This is a genomic window from Pseudomonas sp. NMS19W (genome assembly GCF_051554255.1).
Lineage (GTDB): Bacteria > Pseudomonadota > Gammaproteobacteria > Pseudomonadales > Pseudomonadaceae > Aquipseudomonas > Aquipseudomonas kribbensis.
Genome location: NZ_CP136718.1, coordinates 4,220,320 through 4,237,959, shown reverse-complemented (window position 1 = coordinate 4,237,959; position 17,640 = coordinate 4,220,320). Strand labels below are relative to the sequence as shown.

The window sequence follows — 17,640 nt, the reverse complement described above, 5'->3', positions numbered from 1 at the left end:
ACCTCATGACCGACGCGTTCGAACTCCCCAGCACCCTGGTCCAAGCCCTCCAGCGCCGCGCGGCCCTGACGCCGGACCGGCTGGCCTTGCGCTTTCTCGCTGAAACCGAGGAACAGGCTGTGGTGCTCAGTTACCGCGAACTCGATCAGCGCGCCCGCACCATTGCCGCGGCTTTGCAGGCCGAAGCCGGATTCGGTGATCGCGCGGTACTGCTGTTCCCGAGCGGCCCGGATTACGTCGCGGCATTTTTCGGTTGCCTGTACGCGGGCGTGATTGCGGTGCCGGCCTATCCGCCGGAGTCGGCCAAGCGTCACCATCAGGAGCGTCTGTTGTCGATCATCGCCGACGCCGAGCCGCGCCTGTTGTTGACCAGCGCCGACCTGCGCGATGCCTTGCAGCAAATCGAAGGTGCGCCGCCGCTGTTGTGCGTCGATACCCTCGACGCTGCGCTGGCCGAACGCTGGGTCGAACCGACCTTGCCGCAAGACCACATCGCCTTTCTGCAATACACCTCCGGCTCAACCGCGCTGCCCAAAGGCGTGCAGGTCAGCCACGGCAACCTGGTGGCCAACGAACTGTTGATCCGTCACGGCTTCGGCATCGACGTGAACCCCGACGACGTGATCGTCAGCTGGCTGCCGCTGTACCACGACATGGGCCTGATCGGCGGTCTGCTGCAACCGATCTTCAGCGGTGTGCCGTGCATCCTGATGTCGCCGGCGTACTTCCTCGGCCGGCCATTGCGCTGGCTTGAAGCGATCAGCCAATACGGCGGCACCATCAGCGGCGGGCCGGATTTTGCCTATCGACTGTGCAGCGAGCGGGTCAGTGAATCGGCGCTGGAACGTCTCGACCTGAGCCGTTGGCGCGTGGCCTATTCCGGCTCCGAGCCGATCCGGCTCGACACCCTCGAGCGCTTCGCCGAGAAATTCACCCCGTGCGGTTTCAGCGAAAGCAGCTTCATGGCGTCCTACGGCCTGGCCGAAGCGACCCTGTTCGTCGCCGGCACACCGCGCGGCAACGGCATTCCGGCGCTACGTGTGGACGATCAAGCCCTGGCACAGAACCGTGCCGAAGCGGGCGAGGGCAGCACGATCATGAGCTGCGGCATCAGCCAGCCCGAGCATGCGGTGCTGATCGTCGAGCCGAACACACTTGAAGAACTGGCCGACAACGCCGTCGGTGAAGTCTGGGCAACCGGCCCGAGCATCGCCCTCGGCTACTGGCGCAACCCCGAGGCCAGCGCCAAGACCTTCTTGCAGCATGCCGGCCAGACCTGGCTGCGCACCGGTGACCTGGGCTTCATCCGCGACGGCGAACTGTTCATCACCGGTCGCCTGAAAGACATGCTGATCGTGCGCGGTCACAACCTCTATCCGCAGGATCTTGAGAAGACGGTCGAGAACGAAGTGGAGGTGGTGCGCAAGGGCCGCGTCGCCGCGTTCGCGGTCAATCAGAACGGCGAAGAAGGCATCGGCATCGCAGCGGAAATCAGTCGCAGCGTGCAGAAAATCCTGCCGCCCGAAGCACTGATCAAAGCTATCCGCCAGGCCGTGTCCGAGGCGTATCAGGAAGCACCGAGCGTGGTGGTGTTGCTCAACCCGGGTGCGCTGCCGAAGACCTCCAGCGGCAAGCTGCAACGTTCAGCCTGCCGCAATCGTCTGGCTGACGGCAGCCTCGACAGCTACGCGGTGTTCCCGATGGCCACGGCTGATACCGTTCAGGAATCGACCGCATCCGCGTCTGAACTGGAAGGTCTGATCGGCCAGATCTGGGCCGAGCAGCTCAACGTCAAACAAGTCAACGTTGACGATCACTTCTTCCTGCTCGGTGGCAACTCGATTGCCGCCGCCCAAGTGATTGCCAAGGTCCGCGAAGAACTGAGCCTGGAGCTGAACCTGCGTCTGCTGTTCGAAGCGCCGACCCTGTCCGCGTTCGCCGCCGCCGTGGCACAACAGCAACAGGACGGCGGCAGCGCCCAGGGTGAAATCACCGCGCTGTCGCGCATCGAAGCACTGCCGCAATCCCTGGCGCAAAATCGTCTGTGGATCACCTGGCAACTCGATCCGCACAGCAGCGCCTACAACATTCCCGGTGCCCTGCGCCTGCGTGGCGAACTGGACGAAGACGCACTACGCGCCAGTTTCCAGCAACTGATCGGGCGCCATGAATCCCTGCGCACGCGTTTCTTCGAACGTGACGGCGTGGCGTTGCAACAGGTCGAACCGGCGGGTGAGTTCAACCTGCAACTGATCGACATCAGCGACCTGCCGGCCAGCGAGCGTGAAGCCCGCGCACAACAGATCCGCGAAGACGAAGCCCGGACCCAGTTCGATCTGGAAAAAGGCCCGCTGCTGTGGGTGACGCTGGTTCGCCTCGAAGACGAAGATCACCAGTTGCTGGTGACCCTGCACCACATCATCGCCGACGGCTGGTCGCTGAGCGTATTGATCGACGAGTTCTCGCGCCTGTACGCCGCCGCGTCCCAAGGTCAGCGCACCGAACTCGCGCCACTGCCCACCCAATACGCCGACTACGGCAGCTGGCAGCGCCAATGGCTGGCGCAAGGCGAGGGCGAGCGACAACTGGCGTACTGGAAAGCGCAGTTGGGTGATGAGCATCCGACGCTGGAACTGGCGACTGACCATCCGCGTTCCGCCAAGCAAAAGCACAGCGCCGCACGCCACAGCGTTCGTCTGGGGATCAGCCTCAGCGACGCCATTCGCCAGACCGCTCAAGCCCATCAGTCTACGCCATTCATGCTGCTGCTCTCGGCGTTCCAGAGTTTGCTGCATCGCTACAGCGGCCAGCGTGACATCCGCATCGGTGTGCCCAACGCCAACCGTCCGCGTCTGGAAACCCAGGGCCTGATCGGCTTCTTCATCAACACTCAGGTGCTGCGCGCCGACGTCGATTCGCGTCTGCCGTTCACCGAGTTGCTGGCGCAAACCCGTCAGGCTGCGCTCGGTGCCCAGGCCAATCAGGATCTGCCGTTCGAACAACTGCTCGAAGTCTTCCCGCAGGCCCGCGAACAGGGTCTGTTCCAGGTCATGTTCAACCATCAGCAACGCGATCTGAGCGCACTGAAGCGTCTGCCGGGTCTGCTCGCCGAGGAACTGCCGTGGCACAGCCGCGAGGCCAAGTTCGATCTGCAACTGCACAGCGAAGAAGACCGCAATGGTCGCCTGACGCTGTCGTTCGACTACGCCGATGAGTTGTTCGATGCTGCGACCATCGAGCGTCTGGCCGAGCATTTCAGCAACTTGCTGCGTGCTGTCTGCGAACGTCCGGAGCAGGCCATCGGTGACCTGCCGCTGCTGACCGCCACCGAGCACACTCAGCAAAACGCGTGGAGCATCGCTCCGTGCACCCCGGCGCAACAATGGCTGCCGGAATTGCTGAATGAACAAGCGCGCCAGACGCCTGATCGCACCGCGCTGGTATGGGACGGCGGCAGTCTCGACTTCGCTGAACTGCACGCCCAGGCCAACCGTCTCGCTCATTACCTGCGCGACAAAGGTGTCGGCCCAGACGTGTGCGTGGCCATCGCCGCCGAGCGTTCACCGCAACTGTTGATCGGCTTGCTGGCGATCATCAAGGCCGGCGGCGCCTACGTGCCGCTGGACCCGGATTACCCGGCCGAACGCCTGGCCTACATGCTCAGCGACAGCGGCGTCGAACTGCTGCTGACCCAGACTGCGTTGCTCGATCGCTTGCCGGCCAGCGAAGGCGTCAGCGTCATTGCCATGGACACCCTGCACCTGGAGAACTGGCCGAGCCAGGCACCGGGCCTGCACCAGCACGGCGACAACCTCGCCTACGTGATTTACACCTCGGGATCCACCGGCCAGCCGAAAGGCGTGGGCAACACCCACGCGGCGCTGGCTGAACGTTTGCAATGGATGCAGAACACCTATCGCCTGAACGACACCGACGTGCTGATGCAAAAGGCGCCGATCAGTTTCGACGTGTCGGTGTGGGAGTGCTTCTGGCCGCTGATCACTGGCGCGCGTCTGCTGATCGCCGGCCCCGGCGAGCATCGCGATCCGCATCGCATCGCGCAGCTGGTTCAACAGTACGGCGTGACCACGCTGCACTTCGTGCCGCCGCTGCTTTCGCTGTTCATCGATGAACCGTTGAGCGCCGAGTGCACCAGTCTGCGTCGCGTGTTCTCCGGCGGTGAAGCGCTGCCGGCGGAACTGCGCAACCGCGTTTTGGCGCAACTGCCGGCGGTGCAACTGCACAACCGTTATGGCCCGACCGAAACCGCGATCAACGTCACCCACTGGCATTGCAGCGTGGCCGATGGCGAGCGTTCGCCGATTGGCCGTCCGCTGGGCAATGTGATCTGCCGCGTGCTCGATAGCGATCTCAATCCGGTGCCGGCCGGTGTGCCGGGTGAGCTGTGCATCAGCGGCATCGGCCTGGCCCGTGGTTACCTCGGTCGACCGGCGCTGACCGCCGAACGTTTCGTGGTCGATCCGCTGGGCGAGCAGGGCGCGCGTCTGTACCGTACCGGTGACCGCGCGCGCTGGAACCACGATGGCGTGATCGAATACCTCGGCCGTCTCGATCAGCAGGTCAAACTGCGCGGCTTCCGCGTCGAGCCGGAGGAAATCGAAGCGCGTCTGCTGGCTCAGGACGGCGTCGCTCAGGCTGCCGTGCTGGTGCGCGAAACCGTCGCCGGTCCGCAATTGATCGGCTACTTCACCGCCACCGATTCCCATGAAGATCAGGACGCGCAAACCGCTCGCCTGAAAACCGCACTGGCCGCCGAGCTGCCGGAATACATGGTCCCGGCACAACTGATGCGCCTCGACGCAATGCCTCTGAGCCCGAGCGGCAAACTCGACCGCCGTGCCTTGCCCGAGCCGCAATGGCAGGTACGTGAACACGTCGAGCCGGTCACCGAACTGGAACAACAGATCGCTGCCATCTGGCGCGAAGTGCTGGGCCTGAAACAGGTCGGCCTGCGCGACGACTTTTTCGCTCTTGGTGGTCACTCGCTGCTGGCCACGCAAATCATCTCCCGCACCCGTCAGGCCTGCGACGTCGAGCTGCCGCTGCGTGCCTTATTCGAACACAGCGAACTGGGGGATTTCGCCGAGCAGATCCGCCAGATCCAGGCCAGCGGCCGCACCAACAAACAGCCACCGATCGACAAGGTCGACCGCAGCAAACCGGTGCCGCTGTCCTATTCCCAGCAGCGCATGTGGTTCCTCTGGCAGATGGAACCGGACAGCCCGGCGTACAACGTCGGCGGCATGGCGCGCCTGCGGGGTGTGCTGGATGTCGGGCGTTTCGAGTCGGCGCTGCAAGCGTTGATCCTGCGCCACGAAACCCTGCGCACCACGTTCCCGAGCATCGACGGCGTGGCCCGTCAGCAGGTGCATGCGGAGACCGGCGTGCGCATGGACTGGAAGGATTTCTCGAAATTCGCCGCCGATGTGCGCGAGCAGAAAGTCCAGCAACTGGCGGACGACGAAGCGCACCTGCCGTTCGATCTGGAGACCGGCCCGCTGCTGCGCGCCTGCCTGGTCAAGACCGCCGAGCACGAGCATTACTTCGTCCTGACCCTGCACCACATCGTCACCGAAGGCTGGGCGATGGACATCTTCGCCCGGGAACTCAGCGCGCTGTATGAAGCGTTTGTCGATGATCGCGATTCACCGCTGGAACCGTTGCCGGTGCAGTACCTCGACTACAGCGTGTGGCAGCGCCACTGGCTGGAATCCGGCGAGCGTCAGCGTCAGCTCGACTACTGGACCGCGCAACTGGGCCGCGAACATCCGCTGCTGGAATTGCCGGGCGACCGTCCGCGTCCACCGGTGCAAAGCCACCAGGGCGAGCTGTTCCGTTTCGATCTGAGCGATGATCTCGCCGCACGGGTCCGGGCGTTCAACGCGCAGAACGGTCTGACCCTGTTCATGACCATGACCGCTGCCCTCGCGACCTTGCTTTACCGCTACAGCGGCCAGACCGATCTACGTATCGGTGCGCCGGTGGCCAACCGTATCCGTCCGGAAAGCGAAGGGCTGATCGGTGCGTTCCTCAACACCCAGGTGTTGCGCTGCCAGCTCGACGGCCAGATGTCGGTCGGCGAACTGTTCGAGCAAGTGCGCCATACCGTGATCGAAGGCCAGTCCCATCAGGACCTGCCGTTTGATCATCTGGTTGAGGCCTTGCAGCCACCGCGCAGCGCCGCGTACAACCCGCTGTTTCAGGTGATGTGCAACGTGCAGCGCTGGGAGTTCCAGCAAAGCCGCATGCTTGCCGGGATGACCGTCGAGTACCTGGCCAACGATGCTCGGGCGACCAAATTCGATCTCAACCTGGAAGTCACCGACCTCGACCATCGCCTCGGTTGCTGCCTGACGTACAGCACCGACTTGTTCGATGAACCGACCATCGCACGTATGGCCAGGCATTGGCGCAACCTGCTGGAAGCGCTGATCGCCAACCCGCAAAAACGTCTCAGCGAATTGCCGTTGCTCGATGCGCCTGAACAACAGCAATTGCTCGATAGCCTTGGCGTCGAGCCGGGCGAGCGTCGTCTCGATCAATGCATCCATCACCTGTTCGCCGAACAGGCGCTGTTGCGCAAAGATGCGCCGGCCCTGACCTTCGCCGGGCAGACCCTGAGCTACGCCGAACTCGATGCCCGCGCCAATCGCCTGGCCTGGGCCCTGCGCGAGCGTGGCGTTGGCCCGCAAGTGCGGGTCGGTCTGGCGCTGGAGCGTTCGCTGGAAATGGTCGTCGGCCTCCTGGCGATCCTCAAGGCCGGCGGCGCCTATGTGCCGCTGGACCCGGAGTACCCGCTCGATCGCCTGCACTACATGATCGAAGACAGCCGCGTAGGCCTGCTGCTCAGCGACCGCGCGATGTTCAAGGCCCTCGGTGATCTGCCGTCGAACGTGGCGCGCTGGTGCCTGGAAGACGACAGTGCCGCGCTGGCCGATTACCCGGCCACCGAACTTCCGTTCATCAGCCTGCCGCAGCATCAGGCGTACCTGATCTACACCTCGGGTTCCACCGGCAAGCCGAAAGGCGTGGTGGTGTCCCACGGTGAAATCGCCATGCACTGCCAGGCGGTGATCGAGCGTTTCGGCATGCGTCCGGACGACTGCGAGCTGCATTTCTATTCGATCAACTTCGACGCTGCCACCGAGCGCCTTTTGGTGCCGCTGCTCAGCGGCGCGCAGGTGGTGCTGCGTGCGCAGGGTCAGTGGGACGCGGAAGAAATCTGCGGCCTGATCCGCGAACATCGCATCAATATTCTCGGCTTCACCCCGAGCTACGGCAGCCAGTTGGCGCAGTTCCTCGCCACGCAAAACGACATCCTGCCGGTGCGCATGATCATCACCGGCGGCGAAGCGCTGACCGGCGAGCACCTGCAACGGATTCGCGCGGCGTTCAAACCGAGCCTGTTCTTCAACGCTTATGGCCCGACCGAAACCGTGGTCATGCCGCTGGCCAGTCTGGCGCCGGAAGTGTTGGAAGAGGGCGCCAGTAGCGTGCCGATCGGCAGCGTGATCGGTGATCGCGTGGCCTACATCCTCGACGCTGATCTGGCACTGGTGCCGCAAGGTGCGACCGGTGAGTTGTTCGTCGGCGGCGCCGGTCTGGCCCAGGGTTATCACGACCGCGCCGGCATCAGCGCCGAGCGTTTTGTCGCTGACCCGTTTGCCGCCGATGGCGGGCGCATGTACCGCACCGGCGACCTGGTGCGCCAGCGCGCCGATGGCTTGGTGGAGTATCTGGGGCGGATCGACCATCAGGTGAAAATCCGTGGTTTCCGGATCGAGCTGGGCGAGATCGAAACCCGCCTGCTCGATCACGACTCGATCCGTGAAGCGGTGGTGCTGGCGCTGGATGCGCCGAGCGGCAAGCAACTGGTCGGCTATCTCGTGACCGAGATCGCTTCGCGAAGCGAAGCCGAGCAAGCCGAACTGCGCGAAGCCCTCAAGGCGCACCTGAAGACGCAATTGCCGGACTACATGGTGCCGACCCATCTGATCCTGCTGGCGAGCATGCCGCTGACCGCCAACGGCAAGCTCGACCGTCGCGCGTTGCCGGCACCGGATCCAGAGCTCAATCGTCAGGATTACGTGGCGCCAAGCAACGAGCTGGAGCAGACCCTGGCGCAGATCTGGTGCGAGGTACTCAATGTCGAGCAGGTTGGTCTGAACGACAACTTCTTCGAGCTGGGCGGCGACTCGATCCTCTCGATTCAAGTGGTCAGCCGGGCACGGCAGCAGGGTATTCATTTCAGCCCTCGTGATCTGTTCCAGCATCAGACTGTGCAGACCTTGGCGGCTGTCGCCAGCCGCAGTGAAACCGTGACCGCCGAGCAAGGTCTGGTGACTGGCGAATCGCGTCTGACCCCGATCCAGCACTGGTTCTTCGACACCGAGATTCCCGAGCGTCAGCACTGGAACCAGGCATTGCTGCTGGAGCCGACTGTTGTGCTTGAACCGCATCGTCTGGAACAGGCGTTGCTGGCCGTGATCGAGCAGCATGACGCCCTGCGTCTGCGCTTCACCGAGGCCAACGGCACCTGGCAAGCAACCCATCAACCGGTCACCGATGCCGCCGTGCTGTGGCAAGTGCGCGTACCGTCGATGGACAAGTGCGCCGCACTGTTCGCCGACGCCCAGCGCAGTCTCGACCTTGCCCAAGGCCCACTGCTGCGTGCGGTGCTGGTCGATGGACCGGACGGTCAGCAACGGCTGTTCATCGCGATTCATCACCTGGTGGTGGACGGTGTGTCGTGGCGCGTTCTGCTCGATGATCTGCAAACCGTGTATCGCCAGCTCGACGCCGATCAGTCGGTGAAACTGCCGGCGAAAACCAGCGCCTTCAAGGACTGGTCGGCGCGCTTGCAGGCCTACGCCGGCAGCGAGTCCCTGCGTGAAGAACTGAGCTGGTGGCAGGCGCAACTGGCTGGCCCGACTGCCGATTTGCCATGCGAACGTCCTGAGGGCGGTCGCGAGAATCGTCACGCGCAAACCGTCAGCGTGCGTCTGGATGCAGAAAAAACCAAACAACTGCTGCAACAGGCCCCGAGCGCCTATCGCACGCAGGTCAACGACCTGTTGCTGACCGCACTGGCCCGCGTGCTGTGCCGCTGGAGCGGTCAAGCGTCGGCGCTGATTCAACTGGAAGGCCACGGCCGCGAAACCCTGTTCGACGAGATCGACCTGACCCGCACCGTTGGCTGGTTCACCAGCGCCTATCCGCTGCGTCTGACCCCGCATAACATCGAAGAAGCCGCCGGGCAGGGCGCTTCAATCAAGGCGATCAAGGAACAGCTGCGTGCTGTGCCGCATAAGGGCCTCGGTTATGGCGTGCTGCGTTATCTGGCCGATGACGCCAGTCGCGAAAGCATGGCGGCATTGCCGAACGCACCGATCACCTTCAACTACCTCGGCCAGTTCGACCAGAGTTTCGGCAACGAAGCGTTGTTCCGTCCTCTGGATGAAGCGGTCGGCGCGGCCCACGATCCGCACGCACCGTTGCCGAACGAGTTGAGCGTCGACAGTCAGGTGTACGGCGGGGAACTGCTGCTGCGCTGGACCTTCAGCGCCGAACGCTACGATACCCAGACTATCAACGACTTGGCCGATGCGTATGTCGGCGAGCTGCAGAGCCTGATCGAACATTGCCTGCAAGACGACGCTGGCGGCCTGACGCCGTCGGACTTCCCGCTGGCGAAACTGACCCAGGCGCAACTCGACGCACTGCCGGTGCCGGCGGCGCACATCGAAGACGTGTACCCGCTGACGCCGATGCAGGAAGGCATGCTGCTGCACACCTTGCTCGAACCGGGCACCGGTCTGTACTACATGCAGGATCGTTATCGCATCAACAGCGAACTCGACCCTGAGCGTTTCGCCCAGGCGTGGCAGGCTGTGGTCGCCCGTCATGAAGCGCTGCGTGCGTCGTTCTGCTGGAACGTCGGCGAAGACATGCTGCAAGTGATTCATACGCCGGGTCGCACGCCGATCGAGTATCTGGACTGGAGCACCATCGCCGAAGCCGAGCAGGAGCCGAAACTGCAAGCGCTGCTCAAGGCCGAGCGCGAGACCGGGTTCGATCTGCTCAATCAGGCACCGTTCCACCTGCGCCTGATCAAGGTCGGCGCGGCGCGTTACTGGTTCATGATGAGCAACCACCACATCCTGATCGATGCCTGGTGCCGCTCGCTGCTGATGAACGACTTCTTCGAGATCTACACCGCCCTCGGCGAAGGTCGCGAAGCGCAATTGGCAGTGCCGCCGCGCTACCGCGATTACATCGGCTGGCTGCAGCGCCAAAGCCTGGCCGAAGCGCGTCAGTGGTGGCAGCAGAACCTGCAAGGTTTCGAGCGCACCACGCCGATCCCGAGCGACCGTCCGTTCCTGCGTGAACACGCCGGAGAAAGCGGCGGCATGATCGTCGGCGACCGCTACACCCGACTGAATGTCGAGGACGGCGCCCGTCTGCGCGAACTGGCCCAGGCCCATCAACTGACCATCAACACCTTCGCCCAGGCGGCGTGGGCGCTGGTGCTGCGCCGCATGAGCGGTGATCGCGACGTGTTGTTCGGCGTGACCGTGGCCGGGCGTCCGGTGGAGATGCCGGAGATGCAACGCACCGTCGGCCTGTTCATCAACAGCATCGCGCTGCGGGTGCAGATCCCGGCGGACGATCAGCGTGCCAGCGTGCGTCAGTGGCTGAGCGGTCTGCTCGACAGCAACATGCAGCTGCGCGAGTACGAATACCTGCCGCTGGTGAACATCCAGGAGCAGAGCGAACTGCCGAAAGGCCAGCCGCTGTTCGACAGCCTGTTCGTGTTCGAAAACGCCCCGGTGGAAGTTTCGGTACTGGACCGTGCGCAGAGCCTCAACGCGACCTCGGATTCGGGCCGTACCCACACCAACTTCCCGCTGACTGCTGTTTGCTACCCGGGCGACGACCTCGGTCTGCACCTGTCCTACGACCAGCGTTATTTCGACGAGTCGACCATCGAGCGCATGCTCGGCGAGTTCAAACGACTGTTGCTGGCGCTGGTCGACGGCTTCCATGGCGACATGGCTGACTTGCCGCTGCTGGGCCATGAGGAGCAGGATTTCCTGCTCCACGGCTGCAACCAGAGTGAGCACGACTATCCGCTGGAACAGAGCTACGTCGAACTGTTTGAAGCGCAGGTTGTGCAACATCCGCAACGCATTGCCGCCAGTTGCCTCGATCAGCGGTTGAGCTACGAGCAACTGAACGTCAACGCAAACCGACTCGGCCATGCACTGGTCGCGGCCGGAGTGCAGATGGATCAACCGGTGGCATTGCTGGGCGAGCGCAATCTGGATCTGCTGGGCATGATCATCGGCAGCTTCAAGGCCGGTGCCGGTTACCTGCCGCTGGATCCGGGGCTGCCGAGCCAGCGACTGCAACGCATCATCGAACTCAGCCGCACGCCGGTGCTGGTGTGCACCGAGGCTTGCCGAGAACAGGCGAAAACCTTGCTGGATGAGTTCAACTGCGCCAATCGCCCACGCTTGCTGGTATGGGAAGAGATTCAGGCCGGCGCGGTGTCGTCGGCGAATCCGGGCATCTTCAGCGGCCCGGACAACCTGGCCTACGTGATCTACACCTCGGGCTCCACCGGGTTGCCGAAAGGCGTGATGGTCGAGCAGCTCGGCATGCTCAACAACCAGTTGAGCAAGGTTCCGTACCTGAACCTGAGCGACGCCGATGTGATCGCCCAGACCGCTTCGCAAAGCTTCGACATTTCGGTCTGGCAGTTCCTCGCTGCGCCGTTGTTCGGTGCGCGGGTGGACATCGTGCCGAACACCATCGCCCACGATCCACAAGGTTTGCTGGTGCATGTGCAACAGCAGGGCATCACCGTGCTGGAAAGCGTACCGTCGCTGATTCAGGGCATGCTCGCTTCGGATCGCCTGAGCCTCGATGGTCTGCGTTGGATGCTGCCGACCGGTGAAGCAATGCCGCCGGAACTGGCGCACCAATGGCTGCTGCGTTATCCGGAGATCGGTCTGGTCAACGCCTATGGCCCGGCGGAGTGCTCGGATGACGTGGCGTTCTTCCGCGTCGATATGGCCTCGACTCGCGGCAGTTACCTGCCAATCGGTACGCCGACCGACAACAACTTGCTGTACCTGCTCGATGGCGCACTGGATCTGGTGCCGCTGGGTGCAGTGGGCGAGTTGTGCGTGGCGGGCACCGGTGTCGGCCGCGGTTATGTCAGTGATCCATTGCGCACCGCACCGGTGTTCGTGCCGAATCCGTTCGGTGCGCCGGGCGAGCGTCTGTATCGCACTGGCGACCTGGCACGCCGCCGCAGTGACGGCGTGCTGGAATACGTCGGCCGGGTCGACCATCAGGTGAAGATTCGCGGTTACCGGATCGAGCTGGGTGAAATCGAAGCGCGTCTGCACGAGCAACCGGAAGTTCGCGATGGCGCTGTCGGCGTGCAGGAAGGCGTCAATGGCAAGCATCTGGTTGGCTACCTGGTCGCCGCAGATTCCGCACTGAACCCGAGTGAACGACTGGAACGAATCAAGCAGCGCCTGCGCGCCGAACTGCCGGAATACATGGTGCCGCTGCACTGGTTGTGGCTCGACCGGTTGCCGCTCAACGCCAACGGCAAATTGGACCGCAAGGCCTTGCCAGCGCTGGAGATCGGCCAGTTGCAGAGCCAGGATTACCTGGCACCGCGCAGCGAACTGGAGCAGACCCTGGCCGATATCTGGGCCGAGGTGCTGAAGGTCGAGAAGGTCGGGGTACGCGACAACTTCTTCGAACTCGGCGGCCATTCGCTGCTCGCCACGCAGATCGCCTCGCGGGTGCAGAAAACCCTTCAGCGGGATGTGCCGCTGCGGGCGATGTTCGAGTGCAGCACGGTGGAGGAACTGGCCGAGTACATCGAAGGGCTGGCGGCCAGTGACATTACCGAGGAGAAAGTGGATCGGTTGAATGATCTGATGGCGGAGCTGGAGGGGCTGTAAAACACAGCCTGCGACAATGGCTACAGAACACATGTTTTTCTCTGTAGCCGTTGTCGCAGGTCGGGCTTAGTAATCCTTTCATATCATTGACTGCCGAGGCCGGCCCGCTCAGTCTGCGGGCTCCAGTTTCTTTGTTACGGGAGTTGTCGATGCCTTCTTTCACGGTTGACGGACAAGCGCTTCATTACATTGATCAAGGCACAGGCCCGGCGGTGCTGCTGGCCGGCAGTTACCTGTGGGACCAGGCCATGTGGGCACCGCAGATTGCCGCGTTGTCGCCGCACTATCGGGTGATTGCGCTGGATTTGTGGGGTCACGGTGAATCCGGGCGCTTGCCTGAAAACACCACATCACTGGATGACATCGCCCGTCAGGCGCTGGCCTTGCTCGATCATCTGGAGATCGACCGGGTAACGCTGGTCGGGCTGTCGGTCGGCGGCATGTGGGGCGTGCGTCTGGCGCTGTCGGCACCGCAGCGGCTCAACGGTCTGGTGTTGATGGACACCTACGTCGGCGTCGAGCCGGAACCGACCCGCCAGTATTACTTCTCGCTGTTCAAACAGATCGAGGAAAGCGGCGGGATCTCCGAGCAACTGCTGGATATCGTGGTGCCGATCTTCTTCCGTCCGGGCATCGATCCGCAGTCGGCGCTGTATCAGGATTTTCGCGCAAAACTCGCGGGCTATTCCGCCGAACGCTTGCGTCAAAGCATCGTGCCGATGGGGCGCATCACCTTTGGACGCGACGATCTGCTGCCGCGTCTGGGCGAGCTGAATGCGGCCACCACGCTTGTGGTTTGCGGCGATCAGGACAAACCCCGTCCACCGTCGGAAGCACAGGAAATGGCCGAACTGATCGGCTGCCCGTGTGTGCTGGTGCCGGAGGCGGGGCATATCTCCAATCTGGAGAATCCCGGGTTTGTCACTGAGGTTCTGTTTACTTTTCTGAACGAGCGCAACCGCTAGAGCGAATCTCTCTTCGCGAGCAGGCGCCCGTTCAGGCGCCTGCAAACCAGGCGTTACATCGGCCCGAGAATCTTCGCCAGCTTGTCCGGCGTCGGCGCGCCTTGCTGTTGTTGCAGTTCACCCTTGTCGTCCATGTAGAAGATTGCCGGGGTGGCCTGCAATTCCAGGTCTTCCATCAACTGCATGTTCGCTGCGAGTTTGGTCTGCACGGCGGCCGGAATATCCTTCATGGCCTTGAGGGTGCTGGCCTTGCCGGCCTTCTCGTGATCGTCCAGGGCCTTGGCCGGGTCCTTGGCCGCCAGCAGCGCAGCGGATTTGGCCGGACTGTCCTCGCGGATGATGCCGACCATGATGTGACGCAACTGCACCTTGCCGGCCTTGACCCAAGGGCGGGCCTGTTCCCAGAACATGTTGCAGTACTGGCAGTTCGGGTCGCTGAACAGATACACCGTGCGCGGTGCGTCCTTTTTGCCGTCCTGAATCCAGTTGCTCGCCTCGAATTTGGCCCAGACTTCCTTGGCCATCGGCGCGTACACCAGTTTTTGCAGCGGTGCGCTGCTCAGGTCGTTGCCGTCGGCGTCGTACAGATTGCCCAGCAGCACATGCTTGCCGTCCGGCGTCAGGTACAGCGCCATGCCACGGTTCTGGTATTGCGCGGCGTAACCACGCAGTCCGTCCGGGGCGTCGAACTGGCCGACGATTTTGGCGCCCTTGGCTTCGATCTTCTTGATCGCGTCAGGCAATTCTTCAGCGGCCTGCACCGACGGCAAGTGCAGCAGGGCGGCGCCCAGAGACAGCGTCAGCAGGTGGCGGAGGCGGGGCATGGCAGTTTCCTTGCAGAGGTGGCCGGTGCGGCGTTCGTAGTCGGATTCGGGGTGTCGAAGTTTTCCAGGGCACGGGCCAGGCTGGCGTTCGACAACTCGCCCAGATGGCTGGCCAGCAATTGACCGTCGGGGCTATAGAACAGCGTAGTCGGCAATGCCATGGAACCCACGGCCTGACCCAGATGACCGCTGCGGTCGAACAGAACGTTGTTCAGGCTCAGGCCCTGGGTTTCGAGGAAGGTCGCGACGCTTTGCATGCTTTCGGCCTGGTTGACGAACAGGAACGTCAGATCCGGGCGTTGTTGCTGGGCGTTTTCCAATACTGGCATTTCCCGGCGGCATGGCGGGCACCAGGTGGCCCACAGGTTGATCACCAGCGGGCCGCCCTGATAGTCGGCGAGTTTCACGGTTTCCCCGGCGGCGTTGCGCAGGGTGATGTCCGGCAGGCGTGTGCCTTGCTCATAGATGTTCAGCGACAGGGTCGCCAGCACCCAGAACGCCACACCGCTGGCCACACCGAAACCCAGCGGTCGACGCAAACCCGGCCGGCGCCAGCCGCGATACAGCGCCGCCAGCAACAGCACGATCACCCCCGGCCAGGCGAGAAAGCCGCCATCGCGCAGGTCGATGATCTGCCACGGATCGTTGCGATAGTGACCCCAGTACACGGCGACAAACGCGATGCGCGCCGCGAGCATGCCCAGCAAGAACAGGCTGAACAGCGCCGACTCGGGGTTATCGCCACCGCGTTTGGCCACCCGCCAGCCGACGAAGGTCGCCAGCGCCAGGGCGCTGATCAGCAGCAGATGATTAAGCGCAATGGCAAAGGTGCCGAGGGTGAAGGTCAGCATTAACGGGCGTCTCGGGTGGTGGTCCAGCGTTGCAGGAAGGTGTCGGCATCGACCTCGCCGGTGATGCGCTGGCTGCGGCGCTCTTCACCGTCGGTGCCGATCCACACAAAACTCGGTGGCCCTGGCACCTTGTAGCGGCCGAGCAGCTCGCGGCTGGCGGCATTGTCATCGGTGACGTCGAGGCGCAGCAAACGCACATCGCTCAGGGCCTGCATCACCCGCGCCTGGCCAAATACCTTTTTCTCCATGACTTTGCACGACGTGCACCAGTCGGCGTAGTAATCGAGCAGTACCCACTGGCCCTGAGCCTTGGCGGTGTCGAGTTCGCGTTGCAGGGCTGCTGGATCCTTGATCGTGATGAATGCTTCATGACCGTTCGGTGCCGCCGTGCCGGTGCGTCCGGCGCTGTAGACCTGCAACGGCTGGAACGGATCATCGCTGCCGCCCGCTGCACCCACGACCAATAAACTGCCCCACAGTCCCAGTAACAGCGAGCTGGCTCCGAACAACTGGGCGACCCGACCGAAGCCTTCGGACTGTTTCCAGGCGCTGTAGGCCGCGATCAGCAGCAGCGCGCCGCACAGGGCGAGCCACAGCGAAGAGTCCAGCACCGGACGCAGCATCAACACCGCCGTACCCAGGAACAGGAAGCCGAACACGCCCTTGAGCAGGTTCATCCACGCGCCGGGTTTCGGCAGGAAACGATTGCCGACCGTCACCAGCACCAACAGCGGGATGCCGATGCCGATACCGAGGGCAAACAGGATCAAGCCGCCGTGCAGGGCATTGCCGCTTTGCGCGATGTAGAGCAGGGCACCGGCCAGCGGTGCGGTCATGCACGGGCCGACGAGCAGGCCGGACAACGCGCCCAGTACACCCGCACCGACCAGGCTGCCGCCGCTGCGACTGCGCGAGGCGTGCTCCAGCCGATCACGCACGGCCACCGGCAATTGCAGTTCAAAGAAGCCGAACATCGGCAGCGCCAGAATCACGAACACCGCCGCGAACGTTCCGAGCAGCCACGGGTTTTGCAGCCAGGCCTGAAGGTTCGCCCCCAGCAGCGCGGCGATCACGCCCATTGCCGCATACACCAGCGCCATGCAAACCACATAGCTGCTGGCCAGGGCGAAACCACGACGTGGCGTGGCACCGCTGCCAACCACCATGCCAGCCAGAATCGGCAGCATCGGCAACGAACACGGCGCAAAGGCCAACAGCAGGCCGAGACCGAAGAACACCAGCAGGCTCCAGCCCAGCGAGTGCTGTTGCAGGCCGCTGGCCAGCGCTTGATCTTGTGCCTCATCGGTCGCCGCAGCGGCCGCGTTGCCACCGAGGTCGATCACCCGGGTCTGCGGCGGGTAGCACAGGCCGGCATCGGCGCAGCCCTGATAACTGACCTTGATCTGGCCTTTGGCCGTCGCCGGGATCTTCAGTTCGAGGCCCTGACGATAGACCTGTTGCTCACCAAAATACTCGTCGCTGTGGGATTCGCCTTCGGGCAGCGCCGGAGCGTTTTCCGCCGCCAGTCCGTCGAATTTCAGGCGTTTCTGATACAGGTAGTAACCGTCGGTGATCTGCCAGAACAGTTGGGTTTCGCCGGAATCCAGACGTTCGGACGTCAGGACGAAGGCCTTGTCGACCGGGAGAAATTCCGGTTTTGTCGCAAAAGGATCGTTCCCTGCCTGGGCCAGACCCGAAATCAACAGTGCAAACAACAAAAAAATATGACGCATGGAGGAGCCTTGTCCCTGTGCAAGTGATGAGCACAATGGGCGGCGGCGATTAACCGATGATTAACCGCGGCACCCTTGTCGCTGTGGCGTTCGGGGCATAATGTCAGCTTAATCGGCCAACCGCCTAATCGGCACTCTTTCAGGGGGCAACCTCTGACCAGGTTGTTGGTTGCGGTCCGGTGTCGACCGGCGATTACCAGAATAGTAGTCGAGCCCTCAACCGGTTCATCAAAGGCGCGTCCTGCCTGTCATCCATGCAC

Annotated in this window: 5 protein-coding genes; 2 read left to right on the top strand and 3 right to left on the bottom strand. The window is 63.2% G+C overall.

Annotation, left to right across the window (positions count from 1 at the left end; genetic code table 11):
- The first annotated feature begins 5 nt into the window (after positions 1–5).
- Together R1A29_RS19265 and R1A29_RS19260 are read left to right on the top strand one after the other, a co-directional pair.
- Positions 6–13,007: a non-ribosomal peptide synthetase gene (locus tag R1A29_RS19265; protein ID WP_438299265.1), complete on the top strand. Its 13,002-nt coding sequence runs from the start codon at positions 6–8 to the stop codon at positions 13,005–13,007.
- Positions 13,008–13,156: 149 nt separating this feature from the next.
- The gene (locus tag R1A29_RS19260; RefSeq protein ID WP_438299264.1) at positions 13,157–13,972 is read left to right on the top strand and encodes an alpha/beta fold hydrolase; all 816 of its coding nucleotides are present in this window, start codon (positions 13,157–13,159) and stop codon (positions 13,970–13,972) included.
- 53 nt (positions 13,973–14,025) lie between these two features.
- Here the strand turns inward: R1A29_RS19260 and dsbG are convergent, their stop codons facing one another.
- Genes dsbG through dsbD form a run of 3 tightly spaced genes read right to left on the bottom strand, consistent with a single transcriptional unit; the run spans position 14,026 to position 17,380 of the window.
- The gene (gene dsbG / locus R1A29_RS19255) at positions 14,026–14,796 is read right to left on the bottom strand and encodes a thiol:disulfide interchange protein DsbG (protein WP_248740231.1); all 771 of its coding nucleotides are present in this window, start codon (positions 14,794–14,796) and stop codon (positions 14,026–14,028) included.
- The gene (locus R1A29_RS19250; RefSeq protein WP_134827631.1) at positions 14,772–15,647 is read right to left on the bottom strand and encodes a TlpA disulfide reductase family protein; all 876 of its coding nucleotides are present in this window, start codon (positions 15,645–15,647) and stop codon (positions 14,772–14,774) included. The genes dsbG and R1A29_RS19250 overlap by 25 nt, the downstream gene beginning before the upstream one ends.
- Positions 15,647–17,380, bottom strand: a complete 1,734-nt coding sequence (gene dsbD / locus R1A29_RS19245) for a protein-disulfide reductase DsbD (protein WP_438299262.1) — start codon at positions 17,378–17,380, stop codon at positions 15,647–15,649. The genes R1A29_RS19250 and dsbD overlap by 1 nt, the downstream gene beginning before the upstream one ends.
- Between the last annotated feature and the right edge of the window lie 260 nt (positions 17,381–17,640).

Excerpts from the sequence above, each read along its gene's own strand:
- R1A29_RS19265 (WP_438299265.1), top strand. The coding sequence starts at position 6 with ATGACCGACGCGTTCGAACTCCCCAGCACCCTGGTCCAAGCCCTCCAG.
- R1A29_RS19260 (WP_438299264.1), top strand. The coding sequence starts at position 13,157 with ATGCCTTCTTTCACGGTTGACGGACAAGCGCTTCATTACATTGATCAA.
- dsbG (WP_248740231.1), bottom strand. The coding sequence starts at position 14,796 with ATGCCCCGCCTCCGCCACCTGCTGACGCTGTCTCTGGGCGCCGCCCTG.
- R1A29_RS19250 (WP_134827631.1), bottom strand. The coding sequence starts at position 15,647 with ATGCTGACCTTCACCCTCGGCACCTTTGCCATTGCGCTTAATCATCTG.
- dsbD (WP_438299262.1), bottom strand. The coding sequence starts at position 17,380 with ATGCGTCATATTTTTTTGTTGTTTGCACTGTTGATTTCGGGTCTGGCC.